This window comes from Gilliamella sp. B14384G12, assembly GCF_016101825.1.
Taxonomy (GTDB): Bacteria; Pseudomonadota; Gammaproteobacteria; order Enterobacterales; family Orbaceae; genus Gilliamella; species Gilliamella apicola_N.
This window is the reverse complement of sequence record NZ_JACFPU010000001.1, coordinates 194,342-212,337: the sequence shown is the minus strand read 5'-3', so window position 1 is coordinate 212,337 and position 17,996 is coordinate 194,342. Positions and strand designations below refer to the sequence as shown.

The window sequence follows — 17,996 nt, the reverse complement described above, 5'->3', positions numbered from 1 at the left end:
TATCAATGTACATAAGGTATCGCAACATGACTAACCCATTATTAACAAATGCACCATTACCCCTATTTTCGGAGATTAGGCCAGAACATGTTTTACCAGCCATACAAGAAACATTAAAAAATAGCCGAAATACGATCGAAACAGTATTAAAACAAAACAGCCAATATACTTGGGAAAATTTAATTCAACCAATTGATGAAGTGGACGAAAAATTTAGTCGTGCATGGTCACCTGTTAGTCATCTAAACTCGGTCAAAAATAGCCCTGAATTACGCGAAGCTTATGAAGCATGTTTACCACTTCTTTCTGAATTCAGCACTTGGGTTGGTCAACATAAACCTTTATATCAGGCATATAAACAACTTAAAGAAAGTGAACAATACGCCAAACTAACCAAAGCTCAGAAAAAAATTATTAATAATGCCCTACGTGATTTTGAATTATCAGGTATTGGCCTGCCAGATGAAAAACAGAAACGTTATGGTGAAATTGTTGCAAAACTATCGGAATTATCATCAACCTATAGCAATAATGTATTAGATGCAACTATGGGATGGTCAAAATTAATTACGGATGTTAAAGCCTTATCGGGTCTACCTGAAAGTGCCCTTGCCGCAGCCCAAGAACAGGCTAAAGCTAAAGGTGAAGAAGGCTGGTTACTTACTTTAGATATCCCAAGTTATCTTCCCGTGATGACCTATTGTGATAACCGTGATCTACGATTTGAACTCTATCAAGCTTATAATACCCGAGCATCTGATCAAGGTCCAAATGCCGGCAAATGGGATAATACTAAAATCATTCAACAAATTTTGACATTACGCGATGAGCTTGCTCAATTATTAGGATTTAAGACCTATGCAGATCAATCACTTGCGACCAAAATGGCAAAATCCACCATGCAAGTAATGGAATTTCTTACCGACCTAGCTTCTAAAGCCAAACCACAAGGCGAAAAAGAACTTGCTGAACTTAAACGTTACGCTTACGAATTTTTCGGTGCCAGTGATATACAACCATGGGACATCGCTTATTACAGCGAAAAACAAAAACAGCACCTCTACACTATCAATGATGAAGAGTTACGACCATATTTCCCAGAGCAACGTGTGATTAGCGGTTTGTTTGAAGTCGTACATCGAATCTTTGGTATTACCGCGAAAGAGCGCAAAGGTGTTGATGTTTGGGACTCTGAAGTTAAATTCTACGATCTGTATACTGCTAATGGTGAATTAAAAGGTAGCTTCTATCTTGATTTATATGCTCGCGAACATAAACGTGGTGGAGCTTGGATGGATGATTGTATTGGTCGTATGCACTTTGCGGATGGTCATACACAAAATCCAGTTGCTTATTTAACGTGTAATTTTAACCGTCCTATTGGCGATAAACCTGCATTATTTACCCATGACGAAGTCACTACCCTATTTCATGAATTTGGGCATGGTTTACACCACATGTTAACTGAAATTGAAGTACCGGGTGTTGCAGGTATTAATGGTGTGCCTTGGGATGCGGTAGAATTACCAAGTCAATTTTTAGAAAACTGGTGCTGGGAGCCTGAAGCACTTTCGTTTATATCTGGACATTATCAAACTGGTGAGCCATTACCAAAAGAGATGCTAGATAAAATGTTGGACGCTAAAAACTATCAAGCAGCATTATTTATTTTACGTCAATTAGAGTTTGGCTTATTTGACTTTACGTTACACAGTCAGAAAGATCCGGATATTTTAGAAACACTTAAAAAAGTACGACAACAAGTAGCTGTGGTTCCAACGGTTGAATGGGGTCGATTCCCACACGCTTTCAGTCATATTTTTGCAGGTGGTTATGCTGCTGGTTACTATAGTTATTTATGGGCAGAAGTATTGTCGGCTGATGCATTTTCACGATTTGAAGAAGAAGGTATCTTCAATACTAACACGGGTAATGCTTTTCTTGACAATATCTTGTCACAAGGTGGCAGCGATGAACCAATGACGTTATTTAAAAATTTCCGTGGTCGTGAACCACAACTTGAGGCATTGCTTCGTCACTATGGAATTAAGTAAGACAGATACTGCTCAGCTAAAGTTATTTGCTGAGCAGTGGTTGGCCACGCATACCGATCTGCCGTTCACACTTGTAAATCAAAACAATCAACTCGAATTACAAAAAAACGACGAACCAAAATTAGGCTCAATATGCGTCAATTTTGTATCTGGCGCTATGGCACATCGTCGTCAATTTGGCGGAGGACGAGGTGAAGCGATTGCCAAAGCGGTTGGCGTCAAAGGTGAGTATTTACCAACGGTTGTAGATGCCACCGCTGGACTGGGTCGCGACGCATTTGTACTTGCCGCTATTGGTTGTCATGTCACTATGTTTGAACGTCATCCTGTTGTTGCTGCACTGCTAGAAGATGGTCTACGGCGTGCTTATTTAGATGAAAATATTGGTGCGTGGTTACAGCGACATTTACGTTTGATTTATCACTCAAGTATTGATGGATTATGCACTTACACTCAAAAACCAGATGTGGTCTATCTTGATCCTATGTTTCCTCATCGAACCAAAAGTGCACTAGTCAAAAAAGAGATGCGCATATTTCAACAATTAGTGGGCAGCGATGATGATTCAGACAGTTTGCTCGAGCCAGCAAGACAGTTAGCCAACAAAAGAGTGGTGGTTAAACGCCCTAGTTATGCACCTTTTTTAGCCAACCAAAAACCAACAGCAGAAATTAAAACGAAAAATCACCGTTTTGATATTTATACCCCTTTAAAGTAATACAGGAATATTCATAATTTATGCGATTAGATAAGTTTCTTGCTCATCATCTCGGCATCAGTCGAACGATTGTTAATAAAGAATTAAAAGCGAAAAAAGTCACGGTCGACGGTGAAATTATTAAATCAGGTGCTTATCAATTGTCACCCGAACAGATAGTTGAATATGATGGTTATGAGATTACACCTGTGACCAATAACCGCTATTTTATGCTAAATAAGCCCCAAGGTTATGTGTGTTCAACTGATGATCCGGATCACCCCACAATTCTTTATTTTATTGATGAGCCTATGCCTGAAAAACTTCATGCCGCGGGTCGATTGGATCTTGATACAACCGGATTGGTATTATTGACTGATGATGGTAAGTGGTCACATCGCATTACTTCTCCTAAACATCATTGTGAAAAAATCTATTTTGTGACAGTTGAACGCCCATTAACCGCAGATCTCATTGAAATTTTTAACAATGGAATTCAATTAAAAAGTGAGAAATCACTAACTAAACCAGCTAAATTAAATATTATTGATGATTTCCATGCGGAGCTTACCATTAGCGAAGGACGATATCATCAAGTTAAACGTATGTTTGCGGCTGTAGATAATCATGTGGTTGCATTACATCGTAAACAAATAGGTAATATTAAGGTCGATATTCCTGAGGGTGAATACCGTCCCCTTACCCAAGATGAAATCAATTCGTTTAATCAAAATTAAGATACTTAACAAATTTAAATACTTTAAGTATTTAAACGAAGAATTAATATTTCAAAATCTCTTACAAAATTGCATGTAACGTTATCGTTTTTTAAATAACACATTAATTAACTTTCAGGTTAGAACAGATACAGGACTTACTAGGTGCAAGATCAACATTTACAGTTAGGAATTAATATTTCCAAAAAAAAACTGATTTTAATTCTTGGATTATTATCTATGTTAATGCCATTATCCATAGATATGTATCTACCCAGCATGCCAACCATTGCGCAAGATTTTAATGTAGCCGATGCAACGGTACAACTTACTATTAGCTGTTATTTATTAGGATTTTCTTTTGGACAACTTTTATTTGGCCCTATTACTGATAGTTACGGACGGCGTTACGTTTTAATTGCGGGTCTAATTATTTTTATAGTTGCCGCATTAATTTGTGGTATTGCATCGAATATCAATCAATTAATTACCGCGCGCTTTTTTCACGGTATTGCTGCCGCTGCAACATCAATAGTAATTAATGCATTAATGAAAGATATTTATCGTGATCGCGATGAATTTTCTAAAATGATGTCATTTGTCATGCTGATATCCAATGTTGCTCCACTCCTTGCACCGATTATTGGTGGATTTATTCTATATTGGTTTAATTGGCAAGCTAATTTTTACACTATCAGTCTAACGGCACTAATTGGGCTGGCTTTAGTTATCACCTTTATTCCAGAAACATTATCAAAGGCAAAACGATCTAAATTTAGTTTTACCCGTATTTTGAGTAATTTCATTACGTTGTTCCGTCATGGACAAGTATTAGCTTATATGATGATAGGCGCCTTTGCTGGTGCAGGTTTATTCTCATTTTTAAGTTTGGGACCTTTTGTTTACATGAACCTGCATGGTGTTGCATCCACACATTTTGGTTATTACTTTGCACTTAATATTGTTGTTATGGTGTTTATGAATACCCTAAATAGCCGTTTGGTTAAACATGTAGGTTCATTTAAAATGATGCAGTTAGGTCTTTTTATCCAATTTGTCATGGCAATTGGACTTATGATCGTGACATTATTTAATTTAGGTTTCATCTATTTAGTTATCTGTATTGCTGGATATATTGGCTGTATGTCAACCATAGGCGGAAATAGCATGGCTATTATTTTAGATTTTTACCCGCATATCGCAGGAACAGCCTCTTCGCTTGCTGGCACAATTCGATTTGCAGTAGCGGGAACCGTTGGTATATCACTATCATTCTTGGTCTCAAATCTTACAACAGTAACGACAGTTTCAGACAATAGTTCTGAATGGCTAATGACAGGCTCCATGGTTTTATGTAATTTTTTGGCTGTCGGTTTATTTTTAAAAATCAGAAATATTAAAAGGAAATAACGATGATCTATCGATTAGGGGATTTATGTCCACAAATTCATGAACATTGTTTTATTGCCAAATCGGCTGATATTATTGGTAATGTAGTTGTAGAGCAAGGAGTATCGATTTGGTTTAATGCTGTCTTACGAGGTGATATTGCACCAATCTATATAGGCAAAAATAGCAATGTGCAAGATAATTGTACGGTGCATATTGAAACCGATATCCCCTGTATTGTGGGTGAAAATGTAACGATTGGTCATAACGTTATTCTTCATAGTTGTCACATCGAGGATAATGTTTTAATCGGTATGGGAAGTACTATCTTGAATAATGCGAGAATTGCTAAAAATTGTTTAGTTGGCGCGAATTCATTAGTGACACATTCATTACCTTATGAAGAAGGATGTTTAATTATGGGGTCACCAGCCAAAATTATTCGCAAACTCACTGAAGCTGAAATTGCTGCTAATAAACAAAATGCTCTAAATTATGTTCAAAATGGACAAAAATTTAGCAAAACTCTATCACTGATTGATTAATACCAACAAGAATAATGATGCTTTAGAGCTTATTCACTCTGTGAGAGGGTGCAATTTATGATAAAATGCTAACAATTTTAACTGTTGCAATTGTTTAGGTACGTACTTGAAAAAGTCAAAAACAACAAGAAAACAGATAATCACTCAATTCATTTTACTGGCAATTATAGGATTATCGGTTTGTCTATTTTTATCCTTATATTCTTATAATCCATCTGATCCTGGATGGTCTCGTACTGCATGGCACAATCCAATCAGTAATTATTGTGGTATCATTGGCGCCTATGTTTCAGATATTTTATTCCAATTCCTAGGTTTTATTGCTTTCAGTATCCCTTTTATCTCGATATTCTTTAGCTCACAAATGGTGGTCTACTATTATCGTAACCCCAATGCTCCTATCAATTACTTTAGTTTGTCATTTCGCATTATTGGTATTTTAGCGTTTATTTTCAGCAGCACAGGTTTCTTTGCTTTAAATATTCGTGATGCAGAACAATTCAATGCTGGAGGATATTTAGGTGCAATTGTAATTGAAAGTCTTTTACCGGTAATGAATGCCCTAACCACTTCATTGGCATTATTAATTACCAGTCTTGCCTGCATCACTTTATTAACTGGATTATCTTGGTTTTACTTAATGGAAAAATTAGGTGCTTTGGTTATGTGGCTCATTACGCCATTCTCAAAGTTAATTTTATCACGTAAAACCAACCAAATAATAAATACCAACCAACAATCCGATAAAGAGTTATCCGTTGTTGGCAAAGAACAAGAACCAAAATTAACTATGCCTCTTGATAGCGAGACGGTAAATACAGATACCGCTCAATCAACATCAATCATAGCAAGTGAAGAAAAAATACAGCATGATATTAATACAGATAAAGCTGAACAACGTGTCGAATCCAACAACCTTAAGGATGATGAGACACTCATCAAAACGGCTGAACAATTATTACAAGAACTTGAAAAAACAACCACAGATCAAGTCAATTCAACCAATCAAGCAACTCGTGATGAGTCTAAAAAAGAGGCTGACTCTAATGATATTTTAGCTCGTATGGAAGTAATCATAAAAAATATGAATGAGCGAAAAACATCATCTGACATGCAATCAGATAAATCTGAAGAAGTGCAAGCTTTGGAAGAAAATAAATATACAATTTCTGATGCACCGAGCAAACCTTTATTCACATCAGGCTATCAAGCACCTAAAATAGAGCAAACCCAAGAAGTTGAGTTAACACCATTTGAGCCTATCAGTGAAATAACACCACCAAAAGTTAATCTTTCAACAACAATTAATGATCAAAATGAGCATGAAGAACTTAAAGAAAAAGTCATTGAAAGAGAACAACCTTATGATGTTGATATTGAATCGCTAAAAAAAGCGAACCCTGTTATTGATGATATCTATCTAAATGAAGAAGAGATTGACCAGATTGAAGAAATACCGCAATCTCCTACTTTTACGGTTGAAGCAGAGCCAGTAAATGAAGTTCAAGTTAATGAAGATAACGATGAAAATAATGAAGAAGAAAGCGAAGAAGATGGCTTAATCCATCCTTTATTAAGACGTAATGATAAACCTTTGCCAAAACCAACAACCCCTTTACCATCGTTAAATTTGCTGACGGCACCGCCTACTACGCGAATAGAAATCGATCATTCAGCGTTAAATGCAACGGCCAATCTTTTAGAAAAAAGTTTATCTGATTATCGAGTGAAAGCGAGAGTCGTTGACTATTTACCGGGACCTGTTATTACTCGCTTTGAAATTGAACTTGCACCAGGTATCAAAGCGGCACGAATCTCAACATTAGATCGTGATTTAGCTCGCTCATTATCCATGCCATCTGTACGTGTGGTGGAAGTGATTCCGGGTAAACCTTATGTGGGAATTGAGTTACCCAATAAAAATCGCCAAACAGTCTATTTTAGAGATGTGCTTGATAGCCCTCAATTTAGAAATGCACAATCACCACTTACCGTTGTTCTTGGTAAAGATATTTCGGGGCAATCTGTGGTTGCTGATTTAGCTAAAATGCCTCACCTACTTGTTGCAGGTACTACGGGGTCAGGTAAATCGGTTGGTGTTAATGCGATGATCTTAAGTATTTTATATAAATCAAAACCTGAAGATGTAAGATTTATCATGATAGATCCAAAAATGCTTGAGTTATCCATTTATGAAGGTATTCCACATCTATTAACCCAAGTTGTTACTGATATGAAAGATGCAGCTAATGCACTTAATTGGTGTGTCAATGAAATGGAACGCCGTTATCGTCTTATGTCAGCGTTTGGTGTACGCAATATTGCAGGCTATAATGATAAAATTAAAGAAGCAGAAAATATGGGTAAACCAATCCCAGATCCACTTTGGAAACCTACTGACAGTATGGATCTAGACAGACCAATGCTGGAAAAACTGCCTTACATTGTCGTTATGGTCGATGAATTTGCTGATCTTATTATGGCGGTTGGAAAAAAGGTGGAAGAGTTAATCGCTAGATTAGCACAAAAAGCAAGAGCAGCAGGTATCCACTTGGTATTAGCCACCCAGCGACCATCGGTAGATGTGATTACGGGTTTAATTAAAGCTAACATTCCTACCCGTATTGCTTTTACTGTATCAAGTAAAATTGATTCGCGCACCATTTTAGATCAGATGGGAGCGGAATCATTGCTTGGTATGGGTGATATGCTTTATTTAGCGCCGAATAGTTCTATTCCAATTCGTGTTCACGGCGCATTTGTCCGTGATGAAGAAGTACACGCTGTGGTGCAAGATTGGAAAGCGCGTGGTACACCAAAATATATTGAAAATGTGACCGTAGCGACCGATGACGGTGAAAATGGTAGTTCGGATATGTTTCAGGAGGAACTCGATCCACTATTTGACCAAGTGGTGGATTTTGTCGTTGAAACACAAAGAGCATCAATATCTAGCGTACAACGAAAATTCCGTATTGGTTATAATAGAGCAGCCCGAATTGTTGAACAAATGGAAGCGGAAGGCATTATTAGTCCTCCTGCCCATAATGGGAATCGTGAAGTACTTGCAGCACCATCCCACAATAATTATTGATTTTTAAAAATAAAAAGTACGCCAACCATTTTGTTCAATGAGTTGGCGATATCCAAACATTACATCACAAACAAATGATTTTACATCATTGCCTATAGGTAATAATTGATAATGAGTGATTATTCACAGCAAATAGCACTATTAGAACTTGAACTTAACAGTGATAATAATCAATGTATACCCGCACAATTAGCGACAAAAGCATTAATAAAAGAGGTCTGTTTATCGCCGAAACCTGGATTGGTTGATATGAATAATAGCGGTGCACATCGTGATATGGATTTCCAAACTTTTGTTCAAAGTATCAAAGCAATCAGTGTCTGGTTCGAACGTTTTTATCAATATGGTAAAGCATCGGCTTTGCAAGATAACCAACAATTTTTAGCAGGCATTAGACCGATTGGTATTGAGTGTGAGCAAGCAATGTACCAAGCGACAAATCAAGTCAATACTCACAAAGGTGGTATTTTTGCTTTTGGACTGCTACTAGGTGCAATCGGCAAATTAGAACAACTAGACTTAACAATCAATACGCAAAATATTTGTGATCAAGTTTCTGCTATTTGCCAAGGAATCGTTACCAATGAACTTAAACAAAATAATTCAACCAATTCAATAGGTGAAAAACTTTTTAAACTTCACAATTTGCCCGGTGCCAGAGGTGAAGCTGAATCAGGTTATGCAACGGTTCGCACTATCTCACTGCCTATCTATCGAGCAATGAAACATAATGGCTACAATGAAGAAACATGTTTACTGCAAGCAATGTTACATCTACTTGCCTATAATCAAGATACCAATTTAGTATCTAGAGGCGGTTTAGACGGATTAAATTTCGCTCAACATGAAGCGAGAAAACTCATTGAACAAGGTGGAATAACTGATGCTAATGGTCTTGAACGGTTAAATCAGTTAGATGAAGAATTTATAAAACGCAATCTAAGTCCCGGTGGTACAGCCGATTTAATTGCGATTACTTGGTTTTTAGCACAATATTAATTGAATGTTATTTATATTTAGAGCTAAGTATTAGGCTAATTCATAGCATTCAATTTTCCATTTTGAAAAACATAATATGGCTATTAAAAGATATTTATTATCACTATGATTTTATTGTTCTGTTTGAGCAATAAAAGCAATAAAAAATAGCCCCCAAAACCGCTACAATCGCCAAACAAAAATATGCCGTCGTCATTGAATATAGCAGACTAACATAACCGACAATGATTGGAAAAACCGTCATACCTAATGCATAAATAGCTTGAAACAGACCCATCGCTGTTGAACGAGCATAAGAAGGAATATCTGAAATCGCTTCAAAAGTTAATAGTGAAAATAGTATACCTGTCCCCATCCCTGGAATAATTTGCAACAGTAATATGAGATAACTTGATGATAATTGTGGTATTAAAACACAATAAAAGGCAAGCATAAGAAAAGAGAGAATGATCCAAGATGAGGAGCTTAATTTGGTTATCCAGCTACTTGCCCCAACTTTTGCAAACAATACAGATGACAGCATATATACAATTGAAGATAGACCAATTAAAGCAGAGTTGGCACCAAGTTCACTGAGTATTTGGTTTGTAAAAGACATGGTTGTGGACATTTGTATGCCCTGCTGAATTAAGGCCAACAGAGAAAAAAATAGCAGTTTGGGATCTAAAAAAACCTTAAATAAATTTTCAAAGCTAAACTGATGATGAATTCTTTCAGGATATTTAAGCCTAATCGCTAAAATAAAAGCGATAAATCCACTTATGCAACTTAAGAGACAAATAATCCTCATTCCAAAAGATTCAAAGAGTAACGTACTGGATAAAAATGCTAAAAATACGCCTATATTATTTACCATAATAATAAGACTTGTTGCATAACTTTTTTTGGATTTAGGATAAAAACCTAAGAATAACACCATAAATGAAATCCATGTTGAACTAGCAATACCCGAAATAATATTACCAATAAAAAATCCCCATCCATCGGGTTGGATTATGCGAATAACAGATGCAAAACCAGCTAAAAAAGATCCCAACACTATAAATACTTTATGCTTTTCTTTCACATTGGCAATTAAACCAACGGGTAAACGTAACAGTAATTGTGAAATACCATAAGCACTCACAACCATACCAATAAAATTAGTTGAAAGATTTATGGCTGCAAGATAAGGTGTTTGATAAGGGATATAAACGTATTGTGCATACCAAAAGAAAAACACAATACAAAGTAATAAATACGATTTTTTTTTCGCTGTTTTCATTAATTATAATTTTAATCCTTACAATCCTTAAGGTTAAAAATATATCTAAATAAAATATTTAGCAACAATTCAAATCAATCTTGTTTAACTTTTTAAACTGTGTTAGCTTGAGAAAAGTTAACCCAATGGTAAAAAAAGTGTTATCACCAAAAATAATACGATCAAATATGCATGATGATTGTTGTTTTAGTATTAACAACAACTCTAGTATGTTTGATCTTTTTTTTACCGAAAATTAACCACTGTTAACGTAATGGAGAAAATAATGGACTATGAGAAAATTGCACAGCAAATATTACAATTGGTCGGAAATAAGCAAAATATTATTAGTGTAAACCATTGCTTTACTCGATTACGGTTCCAACTAAAAGATAATAACAAAGCTAATCGTGAAAAATTATTACAAACTGAGGGGGTCATTTCTGTTGTAGAAAGCAGTGGGCAATATCAGGTAGTATTAGGTAATAAAGTCACAAAAATTTATGACGCACTTTTACCACTTATTGGTGAAATAAACTCAATAAAACAAGAACAACCAAAAGTTTCAATAGGTATTAAAATACTCAATGCTTTTGCCGCCATTTTTACCCCAATTATTCCAGCAATAGCCGCATCCGGTATGCTAAAAGGGATCTTAGCAATTGCGGTTATAATTGGTAATTACTACTCAACGGATATTAAAACTTATAATACTTATATTATTTTACATGCTGCATCGGATGCGGTGTTTTACTTTATGCCTATAATTTTAGGTTATACCGCAGCCAAAGTATTTAAAGCGCATGAATTTATCTCAATGATTATTGGCGCAACCCTATGTTATCCCTCCGTTGTGAGTTTAATGACAAGTAAAAGTGAAGTCACCTTTTTTGCGATTGAATTGACCAAAGCCAATTATACATCAAGTGTTATTCCCATCATTATTGCCGTTTTTATTTTAAGTTATATACAAAGATTTTTAGAAAAAATCATTCCTGAAGTATTAAAAATTATCATGGTGCCTACATTTTCACTACTCATCATGATCCCCGCCACATTACTTATTTTCGGGCCAATTGGTATCTATATCGGCGAATTTATAAACTGGGTCTATTACTTTATCATGGGAGTCAGTCCTATCTTATTAGGTGCTTTTATTGGTGGTGTATGGTGTATTTTAGTTATATTTGGCGCTCACCGCGCAATTGTGCCAATTGGCCTCAATGATGTAGCGCGAACAGGCAAACAAAATCTTTTGGCATTTGCTGGTGCGGCTAATTTTGCGCAAGCGGGTGCAGCGTTTGGCGTATTTTTCAAAACCAAAAATAAAAATCTTAAAACAGTCGCTGCATCAGCAACGGTTACAGCCCTGTTTGGCATTACTGAACCAGCAATTTATGGTGCCAATTTAAGATTAAAAAGACCGATGATCTGCGCCGTCATTTGTGGCGCAATCGCAGGGGGCTTAATGGGTTGGGGAGGTTCCTATGGTAACGCATTTGCTAACCAAGGAGTATTAACAATACCGGTGTACACAGAAGCAGGTACAAAAGCATTCTTATGTTATTTAATTGGCATAGGTTTTGCCTTTTTTGGTTCATGCATTATGACGATGATTGTTGGATTTAATGATATACCAAATGAAGAAGCGCCAAAAACAATGCCAACAACGTCCAGTACACAATTAACTTCAGATACTGCTATTTTGTCGCCGGTTGCTGGTGAGGTGATTGCTTTAGATCAAGTCAAAGATGAAGCATTCGCCTCAGGTGCAATGGGAAAAGGAATCGCAGTTTATCCTAAAGTGGGTGAAATCGTTGCCCCTGAAGATTGTACCGTTACGGCACTCTACCCTACTTTACATGCAATGGGGCTAAAATTAGATAATGGTATTGAACTACTAATTCATATCGGTATTGATACAGTTAATTTACAAGGTCAATACTTCCAATCTTATGTTCACGCTGGTCAACATATTACTAAAGGAACCAAATTAGTTTCATTTGATATTGATAAAATACAACAACAATTTGATTTAACCACCTCAATTATTGTGGTTAATTCCGATCAATATAAAAATATAGAATATTGTCAACAAGCTCAGGTTAGTGAAAAAGACGATTTATTATTTATTCAAGTTTAGAGGTTTAGTTATGAAAGCTTTTGCTAAGGATTTTTGGTGGGGAGCATCATCTTCAGCATTTCAAATTGAAGGTGGATGGGATGCAGATGGCAAAGGAATGACTGTTGCCGATTATAATTCATTTCAACGCTCTACTATACAAGCCGACAGTAAAGTCGCCAGTGATTTTTATCATCATGTTGAAAGTGATATTGCGTTATTTAAAGAGTTAGGACTAAAAACTTATCGCTTTTCTATATCATGGGCTCGTATTATTCCCGATGGCGATGGTGAAATAAATCAAGCAGGAATCGATTTTTACAATCGAGTTATTAACGAATTAATTAAAAACGATATTATACCTTTTATTACGCTCTATCATTTTGACTTACCCTTTGCCTTGGTTGATAAATATAATGGTTGGCAAGATCGTCGCTGTGTTGATGCATTTAGACGTTATGCTCAAGTTTGTTATAAAGCATTTGGCGATCGAGTTAAGCATTGGCAGATTAATAATGAACAAAATCTGATGATTCGTGTCAATGAAAGAATGAATATGTATCAAGTTGCACCTGAGGATATTGAAAAAGTTCGTGCACAAATGGATTATCATATGTTTGTTGCCCATGCAATGGCAACCAACGATTGTCATGCTTTAATTTCCGACAGTAAAGTTGGGCCTGCAGTTTCATCCACGATGACCTATCCTGCAAGTAACAAACCAATGGATGTATGGGCAGCGAAAATGAACGATAATTTCAAAACGAATTACGCGCTGGAAATGTACTGTTTTGGTGATTATCCTAACTATTATAAAAGCTACCTAACTCGCTGCGGAATCTATCCTAATACCCATCCTGAAGATGCTGAAATATTAAAACAAGCAAAACCTGATTTTATTGCTGTAAATTATTATCGAACTTTGGTTGCCAGTTATTTACCAGAGGACGATGCACACCCATTTGGTACCAAAGAAAAAGATATCGATTTTGACCTTTACGGTTACTTCAAAATCGAGAAAAATCCAAATTTAGTTGCTTCAACTTATGGTGCGCAAATTGACCCTATGGGATTACGCCTTGTACTAAATGAATATTATCGCCAATATCGTTTACCATTAATTATTACTGAAAATGGCTTAGGTACTCCCGATACATTAACTGCTGACAATAAAGTACATGATGATTATCGAATCGATTATATCAAATCCCATATTTCAGCTTGTCATGATGCAATTGAAGATGGTGTTGAACTATTTGGATACTGTCCATGGTCAGTCATTGATTTATTAAGCTCACATCAAGGTTTTAAAAAGCGTTATGGCTTTGTTTATGTTGATCGTGATGACCATGACTTAAAAACCCTTAATCGAATAAAAAAAGATAGTTTTTATTGGTATCAGCAAGTCATCAAAGACAATGGCATTAAAGAATAGTTAATACACAATATAAAGATGGGCTTTAAAAAAGCCCATCATAACTCATATTAAATATCATTAACTTACTAAATATGTCACTTTATGCGCCTCGGTCGGTAATGGCACTTGCCATTTAGAAAGCATTTGTGTAATTTTCTTATTCGGTAAGCTAGTATCTCGGCTTGAATTGCGTTGATATAATGTTTTTTCTGGCTGCTCAAGATAAACTATTTCAACCTCTGCATGATAAGCATAAAGCAAATCCAATGCTTTTTGGCGCATATCTCGTGATAAATGAGTAGCATTCCAAATAAATGATTGATTGTCTCTTAAATATTGTTTCACTTTAGCTAATACAAATTGGATCACTAATCCTTCATTTTGACCATGCTTTAATTTCAGTTCACTCCTTGCGTCATCATATGAGGCAACCGGTAATTGCGGATAATGTTTACTTATCCAACTATTTTTACCTGATGCAGGTAAACCCGACAATAATATGACTTTAGGTCCTTTCTGAGGATACAAAGCATAATCAGGCAAAACATTGCCTCCTCGAAAATAGTGTACTCTGGTGTAATCATCTATAAATTGCCGAGATTGATATAAACACCCTTCTTCCAAAGCTAATTGTTTAAAGAGTTCAACTTCATCAACCATTCGAGCTTTATCAGCACTGATACGACCGAGTATATCGGCTTTAGCTTGCATGCATAACATCCAGACAGGTAATTCCCATGAAAGCCGATGAATTAACCATTGCGGTGATTTATTATTACTATCATCACTTAATGCATAAAATGGAACCTGATGCACATCAATAATCCGACAAATCTTTTCTCTTAACTCAAAATCAATGCCCAATCGCCATAATAGTATTCGACTACTAATCGATCCTTTTTGGGAATGTCTTGGTTGTGAAATTCGACTACTTAACTCATCAATGATGGTCGTTTCTGGTTTGGCAATATCATGTAACAAAGCAGTCATAAATAGCACAAACTTTTCATCATCGGAAGATTTTGCAAACTCATCTTCACCTATTAAGGATCTTAATACCATTTGAGTATGAATCCAGACATTTCCCTCACCATGATAAGTGGGATCTTGTGGTGTCGTCATCAATTTATTCAACGCAGGTATACATTCCAACCACTGGTCAAAGTTATCTTTGCTGATACTGTAGGCGATCTCTTGTTGTAACTGCGAATAACTCATAAATCACCTCCAAATATTATGCCATCATTCCAATTTATCGTTATTTGTGGCGTATAAAGCTCGGCTTTTTTAGCTAATTGATTAGGAATAAACGGTTGCTGTAAATGGTGTTGACCCGCATCTAAAATAGATTGAACAAAATCTTGTCTTACCCATTTTAAACGTCCCGTTGTGGTATACTCTGATTCAATTTTCAAATATAAACCTTCCATCAAATCCGAGTTATCACACTGTTGCCAAGCCTTATTCAAATCAATTTTTTCTTGAGCAACAATTTTCTCAAAACAACTTTTCCAATCGTTTGTTTTAGCTAAAGAATATTTAACTAATGCTAATAAGTCACCCAATCTTTTCGGTGCGATTCCCGAATACAATACAGGAACAGATAAAATAGGACCATTAGCCAATAATTGATGACGCTTTTGGGTTGATAAAAAACAGTTATTATGTCTATCCCAAATATCAAATTCACAAAAATAGTGTGGTAATGCATCATAAAAAATAGAGTGTTTTTTATGTAACCATTCACCATACATAATATAGCGATCTTCTAAACGTTCAATTAACCAGCTTTCATGGACGGTTGCCCAATGTTTAAATAGATTAAACTGACGTTCTCGACTGCCCCCTATTAAGTAATGACCGCGTGATTGTAATAATAGCTCACCACTTTCTGAAAAACTGATTGCACAGTTAGCGCCATCGAGTTTTTCTTCAACCACAATATATTGCCCTATTAATTGATTATAGGGTAGCTGGCCATGCTCACTATCACCCAATTGCAAGCGCGAACTTTCCAAATGTGGAGTACGTGGGTATTTAATTAATTCTAAGTTTTGAATATAAGTTTCCATTGTCATTTTGTTTTCTCCGAAAAATTAGGGAAAACCGACAAGGTGAAGATCTATAGATTGAACTGCAACGTAGGAGCTTTAGAAAAAGCTAAAAGACAATATAATAGAAGATACCATGTCGGCATTAAGATAAAGTATTGAATACAGGCATTTTGCCACCTCACAAAAAAATTAAATATTAGACTAAAAAAACGGCGCCATTATCATTTTAAGTGAATATATTGTCAAGTAAAATTAGATTTTTTATACACGCAATAAGTGTTAAGATTCAAAAAGATGATTACCATTGATAAATTGTGGGGGGGTATATGGAGGTCGAAATCGTACTATTCCCAATGACGTATTTAGCCATTATTGAACATTATGGCGCGCCCGAGTTAGAACATGAATCAGTAAAAAAACTCATAAAATGGCGACAAGAAAATCAGCTTTTAGATGATAAATATAGAAACTACGGCATTCATTATACTAACCCGAAAACAACGCCACCTGAAAAACATCATGTCGATTTCGGTATCTCTGTTGATGAACCTATTACTAAAAACATTTATGGAGTGATAAATAAAACGATTCCACAACTTCGCTGTGCAAAAGCCAGAGATATAGGTTCGAGATATCATAATCAAGCAATTATTTATTTACTTGAAAAATGGTTACAAAACAGTGGCGAAAACTTGGGAGATTTTCCCCCAATTTTTCATTATGTTAATGTCGGTCCAACTGTAAAATCTGAACAGATGATAACGGATGTTTATTTACCTTTGTTAGATAAATAATACTTATATAATCTTAATTAGTTAGGTGAATAATCTGCGCCAAAATAACGTTGACTAATTTGTGAAAGTTCACCACTGCTAATAATTTTTTGAATGCCGTCATTAATATCCTGAGTTAATTGTTCACCTTTCGCACTTTTACTAATTAAAAGATAACTAAATGGTGAAGCAATGCGATCTTCATCTTCTTTACTGAGTTCAATTATTTTAAGATTAAGATGATGTTCACTAATAAATTGAGAAAGCATCACTTTATCAATTAATTGAAAATCATATTGGCCACTTTCAACATGCTGTAAAACAGGTAATAGGTCAGCTTCACTGTAAACGATTTTTACAGGATTATTCGCGTTTTGCTGATTATAAGTTTCTAAAGCAGTGGCATAATTTAGTCCTGGTGTTACCTCTGTCGACATTCCATTTAGATCATTAAAACTATTGATGTTATTATTGTTTTTAGCTACAGCGATAACATATTGATTTTTAAAAATGGGATCTGAATAAAAATACTTTTCCTTACGTTTCTCATTCATTGCATAATTATTGGCACCAACTTGATAACGTTGTGAATCAAGTCCTGCAAGCACCGATGGAAACTCAGTAATTTCGAAATTAATTTCATATTGTGGTAATTTTGCAAATATAGCCTTAACAACATCTATATCATAACCCGTTAAATCACCCTCATCATTTATTGTTGTAAAAGGACTTGGTGCGCCTGATGTTGCAATAGTTATCTGTTGTTTTTTAGAACTTTCAGTATTGTTATTTTGATCATCACAACCTGTTAAACACAAAGTTGCTAAAAACAAAAAACCATACCATTTTTTTAAATTCATAACACAAATCCTCTTTAGTTTGATATTGTTAAA

14 protein-coding genes are annotated in these 17,996 nt (G+C 35.5%); 10 read left to right on the top strand and 4 right to left on the bottom strand.

Going from position 1 to position 17,996, the window contains the following annotated elements; genetic code table 11:
- Positions 1 to 26: 26 nt before the first annotated feature.
- The 7 genes from prlC to citG all read left to right on the top strand — a co-directional run bounded on the left by prlC (position 27) and on the right by citG (position 9,494).
- Positions 27 to 2,054 (top strand): oligopeptidase A, encoded by a 2,028-nt coding sequence (gene prlC / locus H3S73_RS00900; RefSeq protein ID WP_198235848.1) that lies wholly within the window; start codon positions 27 to 29, stop codon positions 2,052 to 2,054.
- Complete coding sequence (locus H3S73_RS00895; RefSeq protein ID WP_198235849.1) at positions 2,041 to 2,772, top strand: class I SAM-dependent methyltransferase; 732 nt, start codon at positions 2,041 to 2,043, stop codon at positions 2,770 to 2,772. Before prlC ends, H3S73_RS00895 begins: the two co-directional genes overlap by 14 nt.
- 20 nt (positions 2,773 to 2,792) lie before the next feature.
- Positions 2,793 to 3,488 (top strand): 16S rRNA pseudouridine(516) synthase RsuA, encoded by a 696-nt coding sequence (rsuA, locus tag H3S73_RS00890; protein ID WP_198226865.1) that lies wholly within the window; start codon positions 2,793 to 2,795, stop codon positions 3,486 to 3,488.
- Between the two features lie 144 nt (positions 3,489 to 3,632).
- A complete protein-coding gene (locus tag H3S73_RS00885) occupies positions 3,633 to 4,877 on the top strand; it encodes a Bcr/CflA family multidrug efflux MFS transporter (protein ID WP_198235850.1) in 1,245 nt (414 codons plus the stop codon).
- 2 nt (positions 4,878 to 4,879) lie between these two features.
- Positions 4,880 to 5,401 (top strand): gamma carbonic anhydrase family protein, encoded by a 522-nt coding sequence (locus H3S73_RS00880; RefSeq protein WP_198235851.1) that lies wholly within the window; start codon positions 4,880 to 4,882, stop codon positions 5,399 to 5,401.
- Between the two features lie 106 nt (positions 5,402 to 5,507).
- On the top strand, positions 5,508 to 8,495 hold the full coding sequence (locus H3S73_RS13905; protein WP_198235852.1) for a DNA translocase FtsK 4TM domain-containing protein: 2,988 nt from the start codon (positions 5,508 to 5,510) through the stop codon (positions 8,493 to 8,495).
- A 111-nt stretch (positions 8,496 to 8,606) separates the two neighbouring features.
- Positions 8,607 to 9,494: a triphosphoribosyl-dephospho-CoA synthase CitG gene (gene citG / locus H3S73_RS00870; protein ID WP_198235853.1), complete on the top strand. Its 888-nt coding sequence runs from the start codon at positions 8,607 to 8,609 to the stop codon at positions 9,492 to 9,494.
- Positions 9,495 to 9,597: 103 nt separating this feature from the next.
- Here citG and H3S73_RS00865 read toward each other — a convergent pair whose 3' ends face one another.
- On the bottom strand, positions 9,598 to 10,758 hold the full coding sequence (locus H3S73_RS00865) for an MFS transporter (RefSeq protein ID WP_198235854.1): 1,161 nt from the start codon (positions 10,756 to 10,758) through the stop codon (positions 9,598 to 9,600).
- Positions 10,759 to 11,023: 265 nt separating this feature from the next.
- Between H3S73_RS00865 and H3S73_RS00860 the strand changes: the two genes are divergently transcribed.
- Both H3S73_RS00860 and H3S73_RS00855 read left to right on the top strand, forming a co-directional pair.
- Positions 11,024 to 12,880, top strand: a complete 1,857-nt coding sequence (locus tag H3S73_RS00860; protein WP_198235855.1) for a beta-glucoside-specific PTS transporter subunit IIABC — start codon at positions 11,024 to 11,026, stop codon at positions 12,878 to 12,880.
- Positions 12,881 to 12,890: 10 nt separating this feature from the next.
- Positions 12,891 to 14,294, top strand: a complete 1,404-nt coding sequence (locus tag H3S73_RS00855) for a glycoside hydrolase family 1 protein (protein WP_198235856.1) — start codon at positions 12,891 to 12,893, stop codon at positions 14,292 to 14,294.
- A gap of 60 nt (positions 14,295 to 14,354) precedes the next feature.
- Here H3S73_RS00855 and H3S73_RS00850 read toward each other — a convergent pair whose 3' ends face one another.
- Complete coding sequence (locus tag H3S73_RS00850) at positions 14,355 to 15,494, bottom strand: AAA family ATPase (protein ID WP_198235857.1); 1,140 nt, start codon at positions 15,492 to 15,494, stop codon at positions 14,355 to 14,357.
- The gene (locus H3S73_RS00845) at positions 15,491 to 16,354 is read right to left on the bottom strand and encodes an RNA ligase family protein (RefSeq protein ID WP_172378191.1); all 864 of its coding nucleotides are present in this window, start codon (positions 16,352 to 16,354) and stop codon (positions 15,491 to 15,493) included. The genes H3S73_RS00850 and H3S73_RS00845 overlap by 4 nt, the downstream gene beginning before the upstream one ends.
- A gap of 302 nt (positions 16,355 to 16,656) precedes the next feature.
- Here H3S73_RS00845 and H3S73_RS00840 point away from each other — a divergent pair, with 302 nt between their 5' ends.
- On the top strand, positions 16,657 to 17,124 hold the full coding sequence (locus H3S73_RS00840) for a GyrI-like domain-containing protein (RefSeq protein WP_198235858.1): 468 nt from the start codon (positions 16,657 to 16,659) through the stop codon (positions 17,122 to 17,124).
- Positions 17,125 to 17,141: 17 nt separating this feature from the next.
- Here H3S73_RS00840 and H3S73_RS00835 read toward each other — a convergent pair whose 3' ends face one another.
- Positions 17,142 to 17,963, bottom strand: a complete 822-nt coding sequence (locus H3S73_RS00835) for a transporter substrate-binding domain-containing protein (protein ID WP_198235859.1) — start codon at positions 17,961 to 17,963, stop codon at positions 17,142 to 17,144.
- Positions 17,964 to 17,996: the final 33 nt, after the last annotated feature.

Excerpts from the sequence above, each read along its gene's own strand:
- prlC (WP_198235848.1), top strand. The coding sequence starts at position 27 with ATGACTAACCCATTATTAACAAATGCACCATTACCCCTATTTTCGGAG.
- H3S73_RS00895 (WP_198235849.1), top strand. The coding sequence starts at position 2,041 with ATGGAATTAAGTAAGACAGATACTGCTCAGCTAAAGTTATTTGCTGAG.
- rsuA (WP_198226865.1), top strand. The coding sequence starts at position 2,793 with ATGCGATTAGATAAGTTTCTTGCTCATCATCTCGGCATCAGTCGAACG.
- H3S73_RS00880 (WP_198235851.1), top strand. The coding sequence starts at position 4,880 with ATGATCTATCGATTAGGGGATTTATGTCCACAAATTCATGAACATTGT.
- citG (WP_198235853.1), top strand. The coding sequence starts at position 8,607 with ATGAGTGATTATTCACAGCAAATAGCACTATTAGAACTTGAACTTAAC.
- H3S73_RS00865 (WP_198235854.1), bottom strand. The coding sequence starts at position 10,758 with ATGAAAACAGCGAAAAAAAAATCGTATTTATTACTTTGTATTGTGTTT.
- H3S73_RS00860 (WP_198235855.1), top strand. The coding sequence starts at position 11,024 with ATGGACTATGAGAAAATTGCACAGCAAATATTACAATTGGTCGGAAAT.
- H3S73_RS00855 (WP_198235856.1), top strand. The coding sequence starts at position 12,891 with ATGAAAGCTTTTGCTAAGGATTTTTGGTGGGGAGCATCATCTTCAGCA.
- H3S73_RS00850 (WP_198235857.1), bottom strand. The coding sequence starts at position 15,494 with ATGAGTTATTCGCAGTTACAACAAGAGATCGCCTACAGTATCAGCAAA.
- H3S73_RS00845 (WP_172378191.1), bottom strand. The coding sequence starts at position 16,354 with ATGACAATGGAAACTTATATTCAAAACTTAGAATTAATTAAATACCCA.
- H3S73_RS00840 (WP_198235858.1), top strand. The coding sequence starts at position 16,657 with ATGGAGGTCGAAATCGTACTATTCCCAATGACGTATTTAGCCATTATT.
- H3S73_RS00835 (WP_198235859.1), bottom strand. The coding sequence starts at position 17,963 with ATGAATTTAAAAAAATGGTATGGTTTTTTGTTTTTAGCAACTTTGTGT.